Origin of the sequence: Arthrobacter humicola, assembly GCF_039531445.1 — a bacterium.
GTDB lineage: Bacteria > Actinomycetota > Actinomycetes > Actinomycetales > Micrococcaceae > Arthrobacter > Arthrobacter humicola.
In genome coordinates this window covers 111,944-132,474 of record NZ_BAAAQB010000029.1, presented here as the reverse complement: position 1 = coordinate 132,474, position 20,531 = coordinate 111,944, and the positions used below count along the sequence as shown (strand labels likewise).

Sequence of the window (20,531 nt, the reverse complement as noted above, 5' to 3'; positions counted from 1 at the left end):
GAAGCGGGGGTCACCACGAGCCAACCGGACACTACGCCCCGAGCTGCTCGGGCCTCAGCAAGTCCCTCAAGAAGCTAGTTGCGAAACTACCGGTGAAGCCGAGCCGGAATCAGGACAGGACGTCCGCGAATTCCTTCTCGAAGAACTGCTTGGGTCGGGCGCCGATGACGGTGCTCTTGACCTCGCCGCCCTGGAACAGGTAGACAGCCGGGATTGACGTGATGCCGTACTCGGCGGCGATGGCCGGGTTGTCGTCAACGTTTACCTTGACTACATCAACCTTTTCGCTGTACTCCACAGAGATCTCGTCGAGAATCGGGCCGAGTTTGCGGCAGGGGCCGCACCATTCGGCCCAGAAGTCCACAATGACCGGCTTGTCGGAGGCCAGTACGTCGGTGCTGAAGCTGGCGTCTGTTACGTCTTTTGCGTTGCTCATGACCTTTGTCTCTCTCTTCGGTTGGTTGCTGCGCGCCGTCTTAGGCGTGAAAATCTGCCAGGTAGTGCTCGACGTCAAGAGCCGCCACACAGCCGGAACCCGAGGCGGTGATGGCCTGGCGGTAGGTCGGGTCAATGACGTCGCCGGCAGCGAAAACACCCTGGATGCTGGTCTTCGAGGTGCGGCCGTCGACGGCGATAGTTCCCTCTGCGGTCAACTCGAGCTTGCCCTTGACGAGGTCCGTTCGGGGGTCATTGCCGATTGCCACGAACACGCCTGTCACGGCCAGTTCAGTTTCCGTGCCGTCTACCAGGTTCTTCAACCGCAATCCGGTGACTTTGTCCTGTCCAAGGACGTCTTCGACGGCGGTGTTCCACACGAAGTTGATCTTCTCGTGGGCCAGGGCACGGTCGGCCATGATCTTTGAAGCGCGGAGGGCGTCGCGGCGGTGCACCACAGTGACGGACTTGGCGAACTTGGTGAGGAACAGCGCCTCTTCCATGGCGGAGTCGCCGCCGCCGATGACCGCGATGTCCTGATCCTTGAAGAAGAAACCGTCGCAGGTTGCACACCAACTAACGCCGTGGCCGGACAGCCGCTTCTCGTTTGGCAGTCCGAGCTCGCGGTAGGCGGAGCCGGTGGAAAGGATGATGGAACGGGTCTTGAAGGTCTCCCCCGTGCCGATGGTCACCGTCTTGATCTCGCCATCGAGGTCCAGTTCGGTGACGTCCTCGAACTGGATCTCCGTGCCGAAGCGGGCAGCCTGCTTCTCGAAGTTCTCCATGAGGTCCGGACCCATGATGCCTTCGGGGAATCCAGGGTAGTTCTCCACGTCCGTGGTGTTCATCAGTTCGCCGCCGGCGGTGACCGAGCCTGCCAGGAGCAGCGGCTTCAGGTTCGCGCGCGCCGTGTACACCGCTGCGGTGTAGCCCGCCGGGCCGGAGCCGACGATGATGACATCACGTACTTCGGAGGCAGTGTTTTCTGCGTTGCTCACTGAACGGTGAACCTCTTCCTTTGTCGATGCGCCCGCCTCGATGGCCGGCCACATGGCACAACTATTGCCGGGCATTGAATATTCCGGCCGACATGGGCGTCACGGAGCGACGCCACTACTCAGGGTACCGGTTTGGCGAGGTCGAGGCCGGAGAAGGCGCCCGGATGACAGGCCCGCTACTGCACGGTGTGCCCTAGCGAACGGTGTCCCCTAGTGCACTGCGTCCGCTAGCGCACTGCACCCGCTAGTGCACGGTGTCCGTTACTGCACCTTGATCTCGGCCAGGCGGAGACCGTAGCCATAACGGGTCTTGGGAGCGGCGAGCTTGGGAAGCGTCTTGATGGACACGATCACGTATTGCGCCGTGACCGGTTCCGGCAGCGGCATCGTCAGGTCCGGCGAGGTGAAGCTGTTGCTGCCGACCTGCTTCGCGCCATCCAGGGAAGGACGGTCGTTGGTGTAGACGCTGATGTTGCCGCCGGACGCACCAAGCTGGCTCAGAGTGACGGAAGAGACCTTGGAAGGGCCCTTCAGCTTGACGACGAGCGGAACTTCGGAGGCAAGGCCACCCCAGTCCTCCGTGGCGAATTCCATGTCGGACCAGTAACTCGCGCCGTTCCCGTCGAAGGTTTTCACGAGGTCGGAGTCGTAGTTACCGGCGAAGTCGAAGTTGCCCAGTCGCGTCACGTCCTGAATGACGGGCGGCCCGGCCGCGGGCGCCTCGCTGGCGGTCGACGAAGGTTGTCCCGTTGACTGTTCCGGCGCGCTGGTCGACGACGAGGAGGAGGACCCGGCGTTCGACTGGGGGCTGCTCTTGAAAAGGCTGCCGAGATTGGTGACCGCAAAGATGAGGACCACCACCAGGACGACAGCCAGTAGGCCGCCAACCAGCCACCGCATGGAGCGAGGCTCCCGGCGCGGCTCGTCGTCGTACTCCACGTACTCGTCCTCGTCCACGGCGGACCGGGCGGAGGCGGGGAAGTTGCCAGGAGCGCGGTCCGCGCTGTTGAATCCGGTTCCGGCCAGTCCGGCGGAGGCGGCTGCGGCGGCGCCGCGGTGGTCACCGCTGTCTTGGTGGTCTTCGACGCCTTGCTGAATTCCGTTGCCCTGCTGATCGGTACCGGCGTAGTCGTCGTCGGACCACAAGGAGACCTTGGGAGCCGCGGCAGTTGGGGGCTGCGGCGCTGCCGGCTCGGCCGGGCGGGGAGCTGCGCTCTCCTGGACGGGCTGGGGCGCCGTTGTTTCTTTGGCGTGGTGTGCAGCAGTCTCCTGCGGCGCAGTCTTTGGGGCCTTGGGAGCCCTGGCGGCCGCGGCCGCGGCCGCGGCTCCGGCGGCTGCAGCGCCGGACGAGGGTGTGGACGCGGGGCGGGACGGCATTCCGGCGGCCGGGGCGGCCGGGGGCGCCGGCTGGTGTCCTGCGACCGGCTGGGTGTGCCCGTAATTGATGTACCCGGCGTCGACTTCCTCGTCGTCGTAGAGTCCGTCATACGTTTCGGGTTCGTGGGAGCGTGCCTGCCCGAAGATCTCGCTGCCCAGGGTATCGGTGAAGAAGGGCTCGATGTACGGCGGGTTGGAGGACACCACAAGGTCCAGCAGATCCGCCGCGGAGGTGTGGTTGGTGATCAGATACGTGGTGGCATCGCTGACGCCGAGGTCAAGGATCTGAACGCTGCCCGGCCGTTCGCCCGTGGCGACTTCGCGGGCGCTCTGGGCCACCTGCTCGGCGTTGCCCGGCCCGGCGACGAGGATGCTCACGGGACGGTTGAGCACCTGGTCCACACCGTCCAGCACCAGATCCTGGTCATGTGAGGTCAGTACAGTGGCAGTGACCTTGTAGCGGCCACCGAGTACTGATCCGACATCGATCGGGTGGGACACGGGCTCCTCCTAGACTGTCCGGGACCTGCCGACGTGGTCACTCTGTGAGCGACCCTGTGCCCTCCGGCAAGCCGGTTGACCGCTGGTCCGCAACTCCCCTTGTTAGTCTTCGATCCTAGCCGATGCTCTGTCCGGGCCGCGTGAGCACGGCGGTTTGAAACGGAGCCGGGCTCATTTTTTCTTTTTCCGGTTGAACGGGAAATAGGGGTTGTGACCGGCCGGTCCCTGATAGGTCCGGCGCCCCGGCAGGGGAACGTCGCCCCGGCCCAAACCGCCTTGCGCGGTGCTGGGCAGGTCTTCGGCCGGCAGGTAGCCGCCTTCCGGACCGGCTTGGCGGCTGTAGGGGAACGTATCTTCATCCGTGATGTCGGGACCGGCCCGGAAGGACGCGGCATCGAACTCGCCGGAAATTCGCGGAATCAGGCCGGTGTCCACCGAGACGGTGGCCCGCTCCGGCACCCTCCGCACCTCCGCCGCCCCTTGGGCGCGGGGCTCGGTGCCCTGCTCTGCCGGGGCTGCCCGGCGCCGGAGCCGTCCAAGGAGCGGCTGCAGGAGGTCCTGGAGCTCGGTCACACGGAACATTTTCAGCAACAGGAAGTATACGGCCAGCATGACGGGGCCGACGACGACGATCGTCACCAGAGCGGCGATCCGGTCGCTCCAGGCGAAGCCGTCCGGGTTGTAACTGCCCAGCAGCCACAGGGCCACGGCTCCGGCCAGGGCGGACCCCAGGGCCGCGTAGCCCATGCGGATGTAGGAGCTGGCGATGCGGGGGCCGTCCAGATGGCCCAGGAGCCGGCGCAGGAAGATCGCGCTGACGATCACCGAGAGGATATTGCCGCCGGTATAGAGGATGGCGATGGCGAAGATGATCTGATCAAACGGCAGGAACTGGATCACGAACGCGGCCACCACGTTGACCAGCGCCAGGACCAGCTGGATGAAGAAGGGTGTCCGGGCGTCCTCGTTGGCGTAGAAGACCCGCGACATCATGAAGTTGGCGCTCATGAAGGGGGTGCTGAGAGCCAGGATGGTGAGCGTTTGGGCCAGCATGACGCCGTCCTGACGCACCCCGCCGGAGAAGAACATGCCCAGCGGCCCGGCCAACGCGAAGAGCGCCAGCGCGCCGAAGACGGTTGCCACGGCCATGGTCCGCAGCCCGTGGGAGAGCGCGCTGCGGAGCGCAGCCCGGTCGCCGTCCTGCGACGCCCGGGTCATCCGGTTGAACAACACCGTGGCAAGGGACAGCGCAATGATGGAGTGCGGCAGCAGATACAGCTGGCTGGCCACCTCCAGCACGGCGTTGCCCGGGATGCTTTCCGCCGCGGGGTCCCCGGCCTGTGCCAGGCGGAGCCGTTCCCCGCCCGGAATCGTTGCGATGCGCATGACGTAAAGGAACGCCAACTGCCCGACGGCGGCCGTCGCCAGGGTCCAGACGCTCAGCTTCGCGGCATGGCCCAGCCCGACCCCGCGCCAGCCAAAGCGCGGCCGCAGGCCCAGGCGCAGCCGGAACACGGGAATGAGCAGGATGGCGGTCTGCGCGACGACGCCGATAGTGGAGAACCCGGCCACCAGCAAGGTCTGGGAGGACCCCCAGTTGTCGACCGTGTGGGGGTTGACGGCGTTCGCCCCCATGATGGCGATGAACATGCCCAGCCCGGCGATCGCCACGATGTTGTTAACGATCGGCGCCCACATCGCGGGCCCGAAGGCGCCGTGCGCGTTGAGGACCTGGGTGAGCAGGGCGTACAGGCCGTAAAAGAAGATCTGCGGGAGGCACCAGAACGCGAATGACACCGCGAGGGCCTTCTGCTGCGGCGAGTAGCCCTGGGTGGTCAGTTGAATGACCGACGGCGCCAGCAGCGTGATCGCCAGCGTGAGGACCAGCAGCACCAGCACCGCCAGGGTCAGCAGCCGGCTGATATAGTCCGCTCCCTTGTCCGGCGCCTTGCTGGCCTTGATGATCTGCGGCACCAGAACAGCGTTGAAGACCCCGCCCGCCACCAGCAGGAAGATCAGGTTGGGGAGATTGTTGGCGTTGATGAAGGTGTCATTGACGGTGGAACCCAGACCCAGGGCGGCCGCCAGCATCCACGTCTTGGCGAAGCCCAGAAAACGCGAAACGAGCGTTCCCGCGGCCATGATGGCGCTGGAACGGGCTTCTCCGGACTGGACAGCTTTGGAATCGGCGGGGCCGGAGGGAACGGGGGCGGGTTTGGCTGATGACATCGTCTTCATCGTCTCACCCGCGCGGGGCATTAGTCGCTATCCGGGGCCGTGACCGGCCGCTCGGGGACCTCAGCGGTCCGCCGGGAGGACTTCCTTGGCCAGATCCGCGATGCGGCGCTCATTAGGGAAGGACAGCTTGCGCGCCAGTTCCTGGATGGGAACCCAGGCGACGTCCACCGCTTCCTTGTCCGGATCGTTTTCTATGGTCAGTTCCCCGCCCGTGGCGCGCAGGAGGTAGTGGTGCACAGTCTTGTGGACACGGTGCCCGCTCACGGTGAACCAGTAGTCGATGCTACCCAGCGGCGCCAGAATTTTCCCTTCGATCCCGGTTTCCTCGGCGATCTCGCGGATGGCAGCTTCCTCGTTGCTTTCCTTGCCTTCCGGGTGCCCTTTCGGCAGGCACCACTCGAGCCGGCCGCCGCGGTTGAGGCGGGCGATAATCGCGACCCGGAGTTCGGCGTCGGACATGTCCACCACGACGCCGCCGGCGGAGATTTCCTCCACTGTGGGAAGGGAAGCCTGGCCCGAGTGCTGGACGGGCGCGACATTGGCACCTATTGCCGACGGCAACGGTGCGTTTGTCCTCCTGCCGGGAGCGCTCGGTACGGGATGGGCCATGATGTCCACTCTAACGACTCTTGCCCGCTGTTGATGACCTAAACATGGCCGGAAAATGGACTGCCGGAAAACTGGGCTTGCGGTGCTTCGTCCGCAATCGTGACGAACCAGCCGGATCCCGGAAGGCTCCGGTGTGGTGCTGGCGCGGATTTCTGACAAGCTTAAGTAACTATGGCGCACGCACATCACAAGACTGACTCCCACACCGTTGCCTTCCAGGTGGATCCGGTGGTTCTGGAGCTTGGGCAGCGTTTCGTCGACGCCGGCCACGAGCTGTCGCTCGTGGGAGGGCCCGTCCGTGACCTGTTTCTCGGCCGGATCTCCCCCGACCTGGACTTCACTACCGACGCCACGCCGGACCAGACCGTCGCCCTGATCAAGAAATGGGCAGACAACTACTGGGAGATCGGGCGCGCCTTCGGCACCATCGGAATGCGCAAGGGCGATTTCCAGATTGAAATCACCACCTACCGGGCCGACGCCTACGATCCTGAATCCCGGAAGCCCGTGGTGGCCTTCGGAACGTCGCTCACGGATGACCTGCTGCGGCGGGACTTCACGATCAACGCCATGGCGCTGCGGCTGCCCATGCTGGAGCTCGTGGATCCGTTCGGCGGCGTCCGCGACCTGCACGCCTCCGTCCTCAACACACCGGGACCGCCGGAAACGTCCTTCTCCGACGACCCCTTGCGCATGATGCGCGCCGCCAGGTTCGCGGCCCAGCTCGGAGTCTCGGTGCACCCGGACGTCCGCGAGGCGATGGCCCGGATGGCGGAGCGGATCAGCATCATCTCGGCCGAGCGTGTGCGTGATGAACTGACCAAGCTCATTTGCGCGGCACACCCGCGGGCCGGCGTGGACCTGCTGGTGGACACCGGACTCGCCGACCTCGTGCTGCCTGAAGTCGCGGCCCTGCGCCTTGAATCGGACGAACACCACCGCCACAAGGACGTCTACCAGCACTCGCTCCAGGTGCTGGAACAGGCCGCAGCCTTGGAGACGGGGACAGACGGCCCGGTTCCCGGCCCGGATTTTGTGCTGCGGTTCGCCGCTCTCATGCACGACGTCGGAAAACCGGCCACCCGCCGTTTTGAACCGGGCGGCGCCGTGAGCTTCCGCCACCACGACATGGTGGGCGCCAAGCTGACCGCCAAGCGCATGAAGGCGCTCCGCTTCGACAACGACACCATCAAGGCCGTCGCCAGGCTCGTCGAGCTGCACATGCGCTTCTACGGCTACGGCGAGGCCGGCTGGAGCGATTCCGCCGTCCGCCGCTATGTCACCGACGCCGGGCCCCTGCTGGAACGCCTGCACCGGCTCACCCGCTCCGACGTCACCACCCGGAACCAGCGCAAGGCGGACCGGCTGTCCTTCGCCTACGACGACCTCGAGGACAGGATTGCGGCGCTGCGGGAACAGGAATCCCTCGACGCCGTCCGCCCGGACCTGGACGGCGGCCAGATCATGGCCCTGCTCGGGCTCAGGCCCGGCCCGGTCGTGGGACGCGCCTACAAATTCCTGCTGGAAGAACGCATGGAGCACGGTCCGCTCGATCCCGCCGTCGCCGAATCCCGCTTGCGGGAATGGTGGGCGGCCCAGCCCGAGGCGGCGCCCGCCGGCGCCGAACCTTCCACCACCGAGGAGTCCTAAGTGATTGCACCTTCCAACGGCCCCCGCCCCCAACTGTGGATCCTGCGGCACGGGGAAACCGAGTGGTCCAAAAGCGGTCAGTACACCGGGCTCACCGACATGCCCCTCACGGTGGAAGGCGAGCAGCAGGCCGTGGAGGCGCGCAGGGTGCTCGAGACTGTCGACTTTGACCTCGTGCTTACCTCGCCGCTGCGCCGGGCGCGCCGGACCGCCGAACTCGCCGGCTACCCCGACGCCCAGCTGGAGCCGCTGGCGGTCGAATGGGACTACGGCGACTACGAGGGCATCAGCTCGGACCTCATCCGCAAGGACAACCCCGACTACCTGATCTGGACGCACGGCGTCCCCAACGGAGAGGCGCTCGACGACGTCGCCGCCCGCGCGGACAAGATCGTGGCCCGCGTGCTGGAATCGGGCCTGGATAACGTGCTGATCGTCGCGCACGGACACTTCTCCCGAATCCTGACCGCCCGCTGGCTCGGACTGGACCCCCACGAGGGACGGCATTTCGTGTTGGGGACCGCCAAAGTGTGCACGCTGGGATGGGATAAGAAGACGCCGGCAATCGTGCGCTGGGGCCTCTAAATTCACTTAACAAAATAAACTTCAAAAAACTTTATGAATTCGGTAGGCAACTGCCGTATTCGTAGTGTATTTTTATTCATGACCCCAGAGCGACTTGCCAGGGTCACGGCGCACGTCGCCCGGCCAGTCAGCCGGAGCCACGGCAGGACAGAAAAGGAGGTTGGGAAAATGATGATTACTTTGACTAGCGGATGGATGTACTCCACCACCGCCACCCCGGCCTCGTTCGCTGTACCGCGCCCAAATTTTGGACTGACCGTCTCCTAACCGCCCATCCCTCCCAGGTAACGCAGCCTGGGGACGGCGGCAGCGGGCTTCCCTGAGGGGAAGCCTTTTGACCTCAGCCTGAACAGGCGGAACCACGCGGTTGCGCAGCGCCCCCATAGTTCGGAACCCAGCTTCTTGTTGGGGTTGCGGCACCACCGCGTCCAGGGCCATTCTCCATCGAATATCTCTCCGCACCCGGGGAATTCCGACTCAAATTAAAGCTCCGGAATTTCACGCTTAATTGTTGTGTCCGGACGGTGCTATTCGAATTCAATGCACATATGGCTTTATTTGTTGTGCCCAATAACTGCCGCCCGTCCGTTTGGCCCGGCCATTTCCGTGGCGCCCCGGCCGGCCGGCGGTTCCCCGACCGAAGGGTCTCCGTGACCACAGCAACCACCGCCCCAGTCCGCCGCACCCGCCGCGCGGCCGCACCGATCAAGCCTCGAGAGGAGGTGACCACCATGATGACCAAGCTCTACAAGGCCCTGTTTCTGACCAGGAAGCCGACCCGCAAGGAGTCAACACGCTTCAACGGGCAACTCCTTGACCAGAAGCGCGACGACGTCTTCCTCGCCATTCACCAGGCCGGCCTCTTCCGCTGACCCCCCGATGAAGACCGGACGCTTCCGCCGCGGTCCCGTACAGGGATGAAATCGCCGGGATGAAATCACGGACCGGCAGGACTGTCTGCAGCGAAGGAGGAGCTGATGGCTGACATCGGAACCGAACCCCGGGGAGCCCGTGCGGCGACGCACGGGCTCCCTCATTTAAGCCCCTCCGCGGGCGCCTCCGGCGCGGCTCTGGCAGTGAACCGACGTGCCGGCCGGGCCGGAGCGCGGCGAGCGGCAACGGCCCCCGGTAAGCTCAAGGTCATGCAGGAGACAAAGGCGCCGGAACACCGCAAACGGGTCCGATTGGTCATCCCGAGCCGCAGCGACCCTTTTCTCCGAAACTTCACGGAACTGGTAGGCGGCCCGTTGGGGCACCGCTCGGCGCCCGGGATCGTTTCGCCCGGATTCTTCACGGTGGACCGCGTGCTCGTGATCCTCACCGTCATCGCCGCCATGACCGGCATTGTCCTCAAGAACTACTGCCGCACCAACGGCTGGGAAACCCCCGGACAGTTCTACGCCACGTGCTACTCGGATTTTCCGGAGCTGTTCCGCAATCGGGGCCTTGGCGACGGCGCTTTCCCGTTCATCACCCAGGGGGCTCTCTTTGAGTACCCCGTGCTGATGGGACTCATCGCAGGCGCCACGGCGCTCCTGGTGCCCGGCGCCGGTACGGGGAACCCGAGGGTCCTGGGGTACTTCGACGTCAACGCCACCCTGATCGCCGCCGTCTGGATCATCACGGTCCTGGCCACGGCACGGACGAACCGGCGGCGGTCCTGGGACGCGGCGATGGTTGCCCTGGCCCCCGGCATAGTCCTGGCGGGCGTCATCAACTGGGACATGTGGGCAGTGTGCCTGCTGGCCCTTGGCATGTATTTCTTTTCCCGCAACAAGCTGATCCTCGCCGGAGTCTTCATCGGCCTGGGCACGGCCACCAAGCTCTACCCGGTGTTGATTCTCGGCGCCGTCCTGCTGCTTGCACTGCGGACCGGGCGCATCCGGGCGCTCATGATCACTGCCGGTGCCGCGATCGCAGCCTGGCTGGTGGTCAACGTTCCCGTGGCCGCCGCGAATCCGGACGGCTGGAAATACTTCTACCAATTCACGCAGGAGCGTCCGGCCGGCTACAGCTCACCGTGGTTTGCCTTCAACCTGGTGGCCGGCCGCCTGGGCTGGAACCAGCTTCAGGCCGAAGCCATCAACTCCCTCGCATTGGACCTGTTCCTCGTGGCCTGCGTCCTGATCGCGGTACTCGCCCTGACAGCACCGCGGCGGCCGCGGATCGCGCAACTGGCATTCCTGATCGTGGCGGCCTTCATCCTTACGAATAAGGTCTACTCGCCCCAGTTCGTTTTGTGGCTGATCCCGCTGATCGCCCTCGCACGGCCCCGCTGGCGGGACTTCCTGATCTGGCAGGCCATCGAAGCACTGCACTGGGGCGCCATCTGGATGTACCTCGGGCAGGCCACCAGCGGCGGCTCCACCCAGCACAACATCGATATGCCGTACTACGTCCTGGCGGTGGTTGCCCACATGCTTGCCACCGGCTACCTGATGGTTCGTGTCGCTTGGGACATCTGGGATCCGTCCTCGGATGTCGTCCGGCGGCTTCGCGTGGATGATCCCCACGGCGGCCCCTTCAACGGCGCCCCGGACTGGCTGCGGCTGGATCTCCGCCGACCCGCGGCGTCCCTGCTGCCGTGGCAGAAGGCTGCAACAGGTGACTGACGTCGCCGTCGTCGGTGCCGGCCCTAACGGGCTGGCAGCGGCGGTGACCATGGCGCGGGCCGGGCTCAAGGTCCGGGTGTTCGAGGCCGCGCCCACCCCCGGCGGCGGACTGCGCACCGCCGAACTCATGGAACCGGGCCACTTCCATGACGTCTGTTCGGCCGTGCATCCGATGGTCCTGGCCTCGCCGTTCTTCCGCCGGTTCGAGCTGTCCCGGCGGGTGACCCTCGCGGTCCCGGACGTCTCCTACGGGTCCCCGCTCGACGGCGGCCGCGCGGCGCTGGCATACCGCTCCCTGGAGCGCACGGCTACTGAACTCGGCCGCGACGGCGCCGCCTACCGCCGCCTCATGGCCCCGCTCGTGCGCGGGGTGGAGGGAGTGGCCGATCTGACCCTGAACCAGCTGCTGCGGATTCCGCGGCACCCCGCGGCAGCCGCCGCATTCGGCTTCCGGACGCTCGAACAGGGGTCGCGGCTGTGGAATGCGAGGTTCCGGGAGGACCTGGCCCCGGCCCTGCTCAGCGGCGCCGCCGCGCACGCCGTGGCACCGCTGCCCTCGGTGACCGCCGCCGGCGCCGGCCTGATGCTGGGTGCCCTGGGGCACGTCGGCGGCTGGCCCGTTCCGCACGGCGGATCGGCCGCGATTGCCCGGGCGCTGACCGCCGACATCGAAGCCCACGGCGGAGTTATCGAGACCGGGCAGCGGATCAGTTCGCTCGCCGAGCTGCCCCCGGCCCGGGCCACCCTGCTGGATGTGGCGCCCCCCGCGCTGCTGGGCCTGGCCGGGGACATGTTCCCGGCGGGCTACCGGCGTGCCCTGAAGGCCTTCCGCTTCGGGAACGCGGCCTGCAAGGTGGACTTCATTCTCTCCGGGCCGGTTCCGTGGGCGGCTGGCGGCCTTGCCGATGCCGGGACGGTCCATGTGGGGGGCACCCGGGCGGAGACTGCCGACGCGGAGAACCAGGTTGCGTCCGGCCGGCATCCGGACCGGCCGTACGTGCTGGTCTCCCAGCCCTCACGCTTCGATGCCGGCCGCGCTCCGGCTGGCCGGCACATCCTCTGGACCTATTGCCACGTTCCGTCGGGCTCCACGGTGGACATGAGCGAGGCTGTGATGGCGCAGCTGGAGCGCTTCGCGCCCGGATTCCGCGACTTGGTTATTCAGTTCAAGGTGACGACCGCCGCCGGGCTGGCAGCGTATGACGAGAACTACGTCGGCGGGGACTTCAGTGCCGGCCGCATGGACCTTCGCGGCATGTTGCGCCGGCCCGTGCTCAGCCGCGTTCCCTGGCGGACACCGCTGCCCGGCCTGTACCTGTGCTCGTCTTCCACCCCGCCGGGCCCCGGGGTCACCGGGATGCCCGGCTTCCACGCGGCGAGCCATGCGCTGAAGGACATGTTCGGGCTAGGCGTCCCGGACCTCGGCCACCGGGTCCCCTAGCCCCAACCCGGTTAACCCGGCCCACACGAGGCGCTATCCCAAGTGCGGCACCTCCACGGCCGCGGCGTCGTCCCCACTCGTCGCCGTGTCTTCCACGGCCGCGGCCGGGCGCGGGGCCGAAAGCCGTCCGTCGCGCATGCTTGCCACGGCATCCGTGAACGGCACGAAGTCGGTGTCGTGGGTGACCATGACGGTCGCCACGCCGAACTCGTCCGTAACCTCCCGCAGCAGCCTGACAATCGCCTCGCTGCGGTCGTGGTCCAGGGCCGCCGTCGGCTCGTCTACGAGCAACACCGCAGGGCTTCCCATGAGCGCCCGGGCAATGTTTACGCGCTGGCGCTGCCCGCCGGATAGCTGGTGGGGCCGCTTCGCGAGGGCCTGTCCGAGACCGACGCGTTCCAGGAGTCCCGCGGCGCGGTCGGCCCCCGCGCGGGCGGCCCCGCCGCGGAGGCGCTGGGTGATCACCAGTTGTTCCACCGCGGTGAGGGAGGGCAGGAGATTGGGCTGCTGGAAGATGATGCCGATCTTGTCCCGGCGCAGTGCCGTCCGTCCGGCGTCGGAGAGCCCGCCCGCATCCTGTCCGTCGATCACCACCAGGCCGGCGGAGGGCCGGACCAGGGTGGCGGCGACGGCCAGCAGGGACGACTTGCCGGACCCCGACGGGCCAATCAAGGAGACAAACTCCCCCGCGTGAACCTTGAGGCTCACATCATCCAGGGCCTTGAGGGTGCCGTCTCCGTCAGGATACTCCAGTGTGACGTTGACAAGGTTCAGGGCGGTATTGTTCCGGACAGGGTTGTTCAGGGTGGAATGCATCAGATATGCCTTTCTGGGAATATAACGGGCCCGGGCGTGGGCAGGTCAGTTGCCGCCGAGGGCGATGAGCGGATCCACACGTGCAACGCTGCGGACGGCGAGGGCAGCCCCGGCCAGGCCCAGGAGCACGATTCCGGCGATCGGCAGCAGCGTTGTCCACGGCGTGAGGAGGAACGGGGCGGCCCGGGATGCGAGGACCCCGCCGGCCATCCCGGCCAGGCCTCCCGCCGCGGCGCCGGCCAGCAGCACCAGGGCCGCCTGGGCCATGGCATCCCGGAGGATGTAGCGGGCGGACCCTCCCAGCGCTTTCAGGACGGCGATATCCCGGGTGCGCTGGACCGTCCAGACCGTCAGGAAGGCGACAATCACGAGGGCAGAGATGCCGTACAGGAACGCCTGCATGAGCAGGAGCGAGCCGTTCTCGCTCTTGTAGGAGCCGAGGGCCTGGAAGGATCCGTCCACGGTGGTGCTGACGGTTCCCGCCGCCGCGTTGGCGGCGTCAAGATCCACGCCGGCGCCGGCGGCGGAGTTTCCTGGGCCAAACGTCACGGCGAGCACCGTTGCGGCGCCCCGGTCGGGGACGTGGGCGAGGTTCTGCCAGTCGGCCAACGTGGTCCAGACGACGCCGGTGTGCGAATACCACTGCTCCGGAACGACGGCCGTCACGACGAGCTCGGTGCCGCCCACCGAGGCGCGGCTGCCGACGCTGAGGTCCAGTTCCTGCGCCAGGACGGCTCCGACGGCGACACTTCCCTCCGTCAGTTCGGCGGGCGCCAGGCCGCTGCCCGGCTCGGTGCCGAAGACCGCGACACTGGCTGTGCGTGCCGGTACGCCTCCTGCGCCCAGCGCCTGGAATCGGCTTTGGCTGATTCCCACGGCGTCGGCGCGGGCGACGCCGTCGCGTGCCGCCCACTCGGCCTGTTGGGCGCGCGTGACTTCGGATTCGGTGAACGAGGCCTTGGGCGCGCTCCCGGCCGGGGCGCCGAAGACCAGCTGGTCGGCCGGGAGGGCGGCGAGGGCCGACGTCGACTGGTTGCCGAGTCCGGCGGTGAGCCCGGAGAGCATGACGAGCAGGAGCGTGATGAGGGCGACGACCGCCCCCATGAGGGCAAACCGCCCCTTGGCGAAGCGGATATCGCGGATGGCGAGATACATGGTTGTCCTTTTTCGTGAGGAAGGAGGCGTTTCTTCCAGCCTTCCCTTCGCCCGGCTCCCGGACATCGGCCGCCCGGCTGGACCGGCCGCACCGTGAGGACGGCTCTGCGATCAACCAAATGGTTGATTCCGCCGTCGCCGCGCCGATTTCCGCAGGCGGCCCGCCCGCCCGGCACTAGGCTGGAAGCATGGAGGGCGACGCCGGCAACACGGTCCACGACGGCACACGTCACAGCGGTCAGACCGAGTCCACCGGGGCGGCCGTCATTCTGCGCGTTCTGCGGGTGAGCCTTCACGTCGGTTTCGCTGTGCTGCTCCTGGTGGCGCTGGTCCGGCTGGTGGCCGGCGGAATTACGGGCCCGGGCTGGATCACCCTGCTGCTGGCCCTGTTGCTCGCCGCTTTCTATCTCGTGGGTACCATCCTGGAGAAGCGGCATGCCGCCGGGCGTGCCCGGTTCGATCCGAGGCCCTATTCCGGCTGGTGGCTGGGCGGTGTCAGCCTCCTGTGGCTCCTGCTGATCTGGACCAGCGCCGACTTCGTCTGGCTGGCTTTTCCGCTGTTCTTCCTGCAGCTGCACGTGCTCCGGCGGCGGCTGGCGCTGCCGGCGATCGCCCTAAGCACCCTTCTGGTCATTGCGGCGCTCTGGTTCCACAACGGCGGTATCGCACCTTCGGAGCAGGACGGTGCGGAGCCGGCCGGCATGGCGCTGCAGCTGCCCATGGTGCTCGGGCCGGCGTTCGGCGCAGCCTTCGCTGTGGTCACGGGCCTGGCCTACCGGGCGCTGTTTCTGGAGGCGGATAACCAGCGGCAGGCGGCGGAGGAGCTCCGCCGCACGCGCGCCGAACTTGCCCGGACCCAGCACGATGCCGGCACCCTCGCCGAGCGCGGCCGGCTCGCCCGCGAAATCCATGACACCCTCGCCCAGGGCCTGTCGAGCATCGTGCTGATGGGGCGCGCGGCCGAGAAGGCGCTGGACGACGGCGAACCCGCCGTGGCCCGGGAAAGGCTCCGTATAGTCCAGGACACGGCCGCCGCCAACCTTGCAGAGGCCCGCAACTTCGTCCGGGCCCTCCAATCCCCCGATCTTGAGGACGGTTCCCTCGTGGCCAGTCTCCTTCGGCTGTGTGAAAAGACTGAAGCGGAAGCCGCCGCCCGCGGCGCGGGCCTGTCCTGCCGCCTCGACGTCGAGGGTGCGCCTGTGGACCTTCCCGCAGCGCTGCAGACCGCCCTGCTCCGCGCCGCACAAGCGAGCCTGGCCAATGTCGGGGTTCATGCGAAGGCGAGTACCGCCGTCGTCACCCTGTCCTTCCTGGGATCGGACGTGGCCATGGACATCTACGACGACGGCACCGGGTTCGATCCCGCGGCGCTGACCGCCCGCCCGGACGGTTCCGGCTATGGATTGACGTCGCTGCGGGAGCGCGTGGCGGCCCTGCACGGCCGGTTGGACATCGAATCCGCCCCGGGAGAGGGAACCGTGGTGGCCATCCGGCTCCCCCTGGGCGAAGCCAACCGTTCCGCCGCCGGGCCCGCGCACGTCAAGGAGCGATGGCAGTGAACAACATCCGCGTGTTCCTCGTGGACGACCACCCCGTGGTCCGTGCCGGGCTGCGGGCCATGCTCGGTGATCTGGACGGCATCACCGTCGTGGCCGAGGCAGCAGACGGCGGCGCCGCCCTGGCCGGACTGGCCAGGCTCCACACCTCGGGCGAGCCCGCGGACGTGGTGCTCATGGACCTGCAGATGGGCACGGGCATGGACGGGGTCACCGCCACCGGCAGGATCAAGGCCGGAGAAACCGGCCAGCCCGCGCCGCCGGTGCTCATCCTTACCACCTACGACTCCGATGCCGACATCCTCGCCGCCGTCGAGGCCGGCGCCAGCGGCTACATGCTCAAGGATGCCCCGCCCGAGCAGATCCGCCAGGCGGTACTGTCCGCCGCCGCGGGCGGAACGGCGCTGGCCCCCGAGGTCGCCGCCCGGCTGATGGGCCGGATCCGGAACCCGGAGCCGGCCCTGTCCGCCCGCGAGATCCAGTTGCTGGAACTGCTGGCCACGGGCATGGGAAACCGGGCGATCGCGAAGCAGCTCTTCATCTCCGAGGCAACGGTCAAGACCCACCTGGTCCACATCTACGGCAAGCTCGGCGTGGACAACCGCACCGCCGCAATCGCCGTGGCCACGCAGCGGCGCATCATCCGGAGGCCCTAGCCGGCGTCATGCGGGGAAGTTGGGCGGTCCTGCGGTGCGATCGCGTTGTGTGACTGCCTCGTGTGACAAGGGCGTTGTCCGTGGCCCGGGGCATAATGTCGCCATGGGGAACTCACCAAAACTTGCACTGGCCCTTGTGGGCCTTGTTCTTAGCGGCTCGCTGGCCGCCTGCGGCGACGGCCGGGCCGGCGCGCAAGATGCTGCCAAGCAGCTGGCCACCGCAGTATCCGCGCTCGACGTCGGATCCGTCGCCTTTGAGGGCAAGGACTCGGGCGCCGCAAATGACCAGCTCAAGGAAATTTTCAAGGGACTTGATCCGGACAAACCGGCCGTGCAGGCCGGAGATCTTGTATTCGACGCGGACACGGCCACATTTCCGCTCAACTACATCTGGAAGGTCGGGGCGGAGGAATGGAAATATACCGTTTCCGCGCAGCTAAAGAAGTCCGGCGACAAATGGCTCACCGTATGGAAACCGGCCATCCTTGTCCCGGACCTCGCTGACGGGGAGGTCGTCACCCGCGCCACCCAGACGCCGCAGCGGGCCGACATTCTGGGCGCCGGCGACGTCCCGCTGGTCACGTACCGGCCCGTGGTCAACATTGGCATCGACAAACCCGCACTCGGCGGCGCGGACCCCGCTGACTCCGCCACGAACCTTGCCCAACTCGTCGGCGTCGACCCGGCCGCCTACGCCCAGCAGGTCGCCGCGACAGGTCCTGAGGCATTCGTCCCGGCCATCACCCTGCGCGAAGACGGCGCCCGGACCGTCACCGACGAGCAAATCTCGGCCATCCCGGGCGCCCGAACCATCCCGGACACCTTGCCGCTGGCCCCCACCCGGACGTTTGCACGGGCCCTGCTGGGTACCGTCTCCGAGGCCAACGCGGAGCAGATCGAAAAGTCCGGCGGCGCACTCAAGCCCGGCGACACCACCGGAAACGGAGGCCTGCAACAGCAGTATGACGCGCAGCTGCGGGGAACCGACGGCATCGTGATCCGCGCGCAGAAAGCCGGCCTTACCGCCGCGGAAATCCAGGCGACCTCCCCGGATCCGCGGCGGGTGCTCTTCCGGACCGGGATGAAGCCCGGAACCGCGCTGAAAACCACCCTGGACCCGAAGTTACAGCAGCTCGCGGAGGACGTCCTCGGCAACGTCGGTCCGGCGTCGGCCATCGTGGCGCTTCGGCCTTCCAGCGGCGCCGTCCTGGCAGCGGCTTCCGGCCCGGGCAGCAACGGCTATGACACGGCAATGCTGGGCCAGTACGCCCCCGGCTCGATCTTCAAGATGGTTGATTCCCTGGCCATGTTCCGCAACGGAATGACCCCGGACTCCAAGGTGGACTGCCCGCCCACCCTCACGGTGGACGGCCGCACCTTCAAGAACGCCGAGGGGTACCCCGCGTCCTCCCTGGGTTCCGTGACGCTGCGCGATGCCTTCGCGCACTCCTGCAACACCGCCTTCATCAACGCCCGGGACTCCGTGAGTCAGGCGCAGCTCGAATCAGCGGCGACCTCCCTCGGCGTGGCCGTCGAGGCGCCCGCGCTGGGGTCGGCCGCGTTCCTTGGCTCAGTCCCCGGTGAAGCCGCCGGCACCGAGCACGCCGCGTCCATGATCGGCCAGGGCAAGGTGCTCCTGTCCCCGCTGGCCGCCGCCATCATGGCCGGCTCCGTGGCCAAGGGTGCCCCGGTGGCGGCCCAGCTGGTGCTGAATCCAAATGCGGGCGTCACTTCCCCGGGCGCCGGGAGCACGCCCACGGCCGGCACCGGAGCCTCCGGCACGGCGCCGGCAGCGCCGCCGTCCGGTGACGCGACGACATCCGCTGCGGCGGCACCGGCCACGGCCGCCGGGGCGCCGATTACTGCGGCGGAGGCGGCGTCACTGGCTGACATGATGCGCGCCGTCGTGACCAGCGGGCACGCCGGGTTCCTGGCGTCCGTCCCGGGCGAGCCCGTCGGAGCAAAGACCGGAACGGCCGAGTTCGGCAATGACACCCCGCCCAAGACCCACGCCTGGATCGTCGCCGTGCACGGTGATCTGGCCGTCGCCGTCTTCGTGGAGGACGGCGGCCTCGGGGCCACCACGTCGGGTCCGCTGCTCAAGGAGTTCCTCACCCGGGCCAGCTGACCCGGCCGCTCCCTCACGTCCTGCGGGGGCGTCCGCCGGGAGTCCCGCGCGGCCGTGGGAAGATTGAATGCGTGGCTCATATTGACGTTTCCGGCATCGATTACTTCCTCTCCGATGGCACCCAGCTGCTCAACGGGGTGACCTTCAAGGTCCCGGACGGCACCAAGACCGCGCTGATCGGGCCGAACGGAACTGGTAAGACCACGCTGTTCCGGATCATTTCCGGTGACCTCGTCCCGGACGAAGGCGTGATTGGCCGCTCCGGGAACATGGGCATCATGCGCCAGTTCGTGGGCCAAGTCCGCGACGACTCCACGGTCCGGGACCTCCTGGTGTCAGCCGCCCCGCCGGCGCTGGCGGCTGCCGCGCGCGCCGTGGACGAGGCAGAATTGGCCATGTTGGAGCACGACGACGAGCCCACGCAGATGAACTATGCCCAGGCGATCGTGGACTGGGGAGATGCCGGCGGCTACGACGTCGAGACCGTCTGGGACGAGGTGTGCATGGCGGCCCTCGGCCTGCCGTTTGACCGCGCGCAGCACCGCCCGGCGTCGAGCCTCTCCGGAGGCGAGCAGAAGCGGCTGGTGCTCGAGGCTCTTTTTGCCGGCCCCGATGAACTGCTGCTCCTCGACGAACCCGACAACTACCTCGATGTCCCGGGTAAGCGCTGGCTCGAAGCGAAGCTGAATGACTCGAAGAAGACCGTGTTCTTCATCAGCCACGACCGTGAACTGCTCAACAACGCCGCGGGACGCATCGTCACGCTGGAACCGGGTATCAACGGTGCCGGCGCGTGGATCCACGGCGGCGGCTTCGGCTCCTACGTGGACGCCCGCGCGGACCGGAACGCACGCTTTGAGGAGCTGCGCAAGCGCTGGGATGAGGAGCACGTGAAGCTCAAGGAACTCGTCAACATGTACAAGAACAAGGCGGCATTCCGCTCAGACATGGCCAACCGGTACCACGCCGCGCAGACCCGCCTGGCGAAGTTCCTCGAGGCCGGCCCGCCCGAGGCCCTGCCGATCGAGCAAAACGTGCAGATGCGGCTCAAGGGCGGGCGCACCGCCAAGCGCGCCATCGTGGCCGAAAAGCTTGAGCTGACCGGCCTCATGAAGCCCTTCTCGACGGAGATCTGGTTCGGTGACCGCGTGGGCGTCCTCGGGTCCAACGGTTCGGGCAAGAGCCACTTCCTGCGCCTGCTGGCCACCGGCGGCACCGACCCCGAACGGGAGCACCTGCCGGTGTCCGACGTCGAGATTGCGGAGGTTCCGCACGAGGGCACCGTGAAACTCGGCGCCCGGATCCGGCCCGGCTTCTTCGCCCAGACCCACGTCCGGCCCGATCTGTTGGGCAAAACCCTGCTGGAGATCCTGCATCGCGGCGACGAGCACCGCTCCGGGCTCGGCCGCGAAGCCGCCGCCGGCGCCCTGGACGGCTACGGCCTCGCCGGGCAGTCCGAGCAGAAGTACGAGTCGCTCTCCGGCGGCCAGCAGGCCCGCTTCCAGATCCTGCTCCTCCAGCTCTCCGGCGCCACGCTGCTGCTGCTCGACGAGCCGACGGACAACCTGGACCTGCATTCGGCCGAGGCCCTGGAACGGGCGATCGACCACTTCGAGGGCACCGTCCTGGCGGTCACCCACGACCGTTGGTTCGCCCGCACCTTCGACCGCTTCCTGGTCTTCGGCTCGGACGGCAAGGTCTATGAATCGGCCGAGCCGGTCTGGGACGAAAAGCGCGTCGAGCGCGCCCGCTAAGGTAGACCCTCCCTCGCGTC

16 protein-coding genes are annotated in these 20,531 nt (G+C 67.4%); 9 read left to right on the top strand and 7 right to left on the bottom strand.

What is annotated here, in order from left to right; genetic code table 11:
• Nucleotides 1–109: 109 nt before the first annotated feature.
• The 5 genes from trxA to ABD243_RS10040 all read right to left on the bottom strand — a co-directional run bounded on the left by trxA (nucleotide 110) and on the right by ABD243_RS10040 (nucleotide 6,158).
• The gene (trxA, locus tag ABD243_RS10060; RefSeq protein WP_091248528.1) at nucleotides 110–436 is read right to left on the bottom strand and encodes a thioredoxin; all 327 of its coding nucleotides are present in this window, start codon (nucleotides 434–436) and stop codon (nucleotides 110–112) included.
• Between the two features lie 40 nt (nucleotides 437–476).
• A complete protein-coding gene (gene trxB / locus ABD243_RS10055; protein ID WP_344364959.1) occupies nucleotides 477–1,433 on the bottom strand; it encodes a thioredoxin-disulfide reductase in 957 nt (318 codons plus the stop codon).
• Nucleotides 1,434–1,694: 261 nt separating this feature from the next.
• Entirely contained in the window at nucleotides 1,695–3,311 is a 1,617-nt protein-coding gene (locus ABD243_RS10050) for a protein kinase family protein (protein WP_344364957.1), read from the bottom strand.
• Nucleotides 3,312–3,482: 171 nt separating this feature from the next.
• Nucleotides 3,483–5,549 (bottom strand): murein biosynthesis integral membrane protein MurJ, encoded by a 2,067-nt coding sequence (gene murJ, locus ABD243_RS10045; protein WP_344364954.1) that lies wholly within the window; start codon nucleotides 5,547–5,549, stop codon nucleotides 3,483–3,485.
• Nucleotides 5,550–5,609: 60 nt separating this feature from the next.
• Nucleotides 5,610–6,158: an NUDIX hydrolase gene (locus ABD243_RS10040; RefSeq protein ID WP_344364952.1), complete on the bottom strand. Its 549-nt coding sequence runs from the start codon at nucleotides 6,156–6,158 to the stop codon at nucleotides 5,610–5,612.
• 171 nt (nucleotides 6,159–6,329) lie between these two features.
• Between ABD243_RS10040 and ABD243_RS10035 the strand changes: the two genes are divergently transcribed.
• The 5 genes from ABD243_RS10035 (at nucleotide 6,330) to ABD243_RS10015 (ending at nucleotide 12,446) form a co-directional block, all read left to right on the top strand.
• Nucleotides 6,330–7,808: a CCA tRNA nucleotidyltransferase gene (locus tag ABD243_RS10035; RefSeq protein ID WP_344364950.1), complete on the top strand. Its 1,479-nt coding sequence runs from the start codon at nucleotides 6,330–6,332 to the stop codon at nucleotides 7,806–7,808.
• The gene (locus tag ABD243_RS10030) at nucleotides 7,809–8,393 is read left to right on the top strand and encodes a histidine phosphatase family protein (RefSeq protein WP_175460367.1); all 585 of its coding nucleotides are present in this window, start codon (nucleotides 7,809–7,811) and stop codon (nucleotides 8,391–8,393) included.
• 650 nt (nucleotides 8,394–9,043) lie between these two features.
• Nucleotides 9,044–9,265: a hypothetical protein gene (locus ABD243_RS10025; protein WP_344364948.1), complete on the top strand. Its 222-nt coding sequence runs from the start codon at nucleotides 9,044–9,046 to the stop codon at nucleotides 9,263–9,265.
• 270 nt (nucleotides 9,266–9,535) lie between these two features.
• Nucleotides 9,536–11,005, top strand: a complete 1,470-nt coding sequence (locus ABD243_RS10020; RefSeq protein ID WP_344365310.1) for a glycosyltransferase family 87 protein — start codon at nucleotides 9,536–9,538, stop codon at nucleotides 11,003–11,005.
• On the top strand, nucleotides 10,998–12,446 hold the full coding sequence (locus ABD243_RS10015; RefSeq protein WP_344364944.1) for a phytoene desaturase family protein: 1,449 nt from the start codon (nucleotides 10,998–11,000) through the stop codon (nucleotides 12,444–12,446). Before ABD243_RS10020 ends, ABD243_RS10015 begins: the two co-directional genes overlap by 8 nt.
• 33 nt (nucleotides 12,447–12,479) lie before the next feature.
• On the opposite strand, the gene ABD243_RS10010 is transcribed toward ABD243_RS10015, so the two are convergent.
• On the bottom strand, nucleotides 12,480–13,262 hold the full coding sequence (locus ABD243_RS10010; RefSeq protein ID WP_344364942.1) for an ABC transporter ATP-binding protein: 783 nt from the start codon (nucleotides 13,260–13,262) through the stop codon (nucleotides 12,480–12,482).
• 45 nt (nucleotides 13,263–13,307) lie between these two features.
• Nucleotides 13,308–14,417, bottom strand: coding sequence for an FtsX-like permease family protein (locus ABD243_RS10005; protein ID WP_344364941.1), 1,110 nt, complete (start codon nucleotides 14,415–14,417; stop codon nucleotides 13,308–13,310).
• A 188-nt stretch (nucleotides 14,418–14,605) separates the two neighbouring features.
• Here ABD243_RS10005 and ABD243_RS10000 point away from each other — a divergent pair, with 188 nt between their 5' ends.
• From ABD243_RS10000 to ABD243_RS09985, 4 genes are all read left to right on the top strand, one after another.
• Entirely contained in the window at nucleotides 14,606–15,976 is a 1,371-nt protein-coding gene (locus ABD243_RS10000) for a sensor histidine kinase (protein ID WP_344364939.1), read from the top strand.
• Complete coding sequence (locus ABD243_RS09995; protein WP_344364937.1) at nucleotides 15,973–16,629, top strand: response regulator; 657 nt, start codon at nucleotides 15,973–15,975, stop codon at nucleotides 16,627–16,629. The genes ABD243_RS10000 and ABD243_RS09995 overlap by 4 nt, the downstream gene beginning before the upstream one ends.
• A gap of 103 nt (nucleotides 16,630–16,732) precedes the next feature.
• Nucleotides 16,733–18,757 carry a penicillin-binding transpeptidase domain-containing protein gene (locus tag ABD243_RS09990; protein WP_344364934.1) on the top strand — a complete coding sequence of 675 codons (2,025 nt, stop codon included), beginning with the start codon at nucleotides 16,733–16,735 and terminating at the stop codon, nucleotides 18,755–18,757.
• Between the two features lie 71 nt (nucleotides 18,758–18,828).
• Entirely contained in the window at nucleotides 18,829–20,511 is a 1,683-nt protein-coding gene (locus ABD243_RS09985; RefSeq protein ID WP_116766317.1) for an ABC-F family ATP-binding cassette domain-containing protein, read from the top strand.
• Nucleotides 20,512–20,531: the final 20 nt, after the last annotated feature.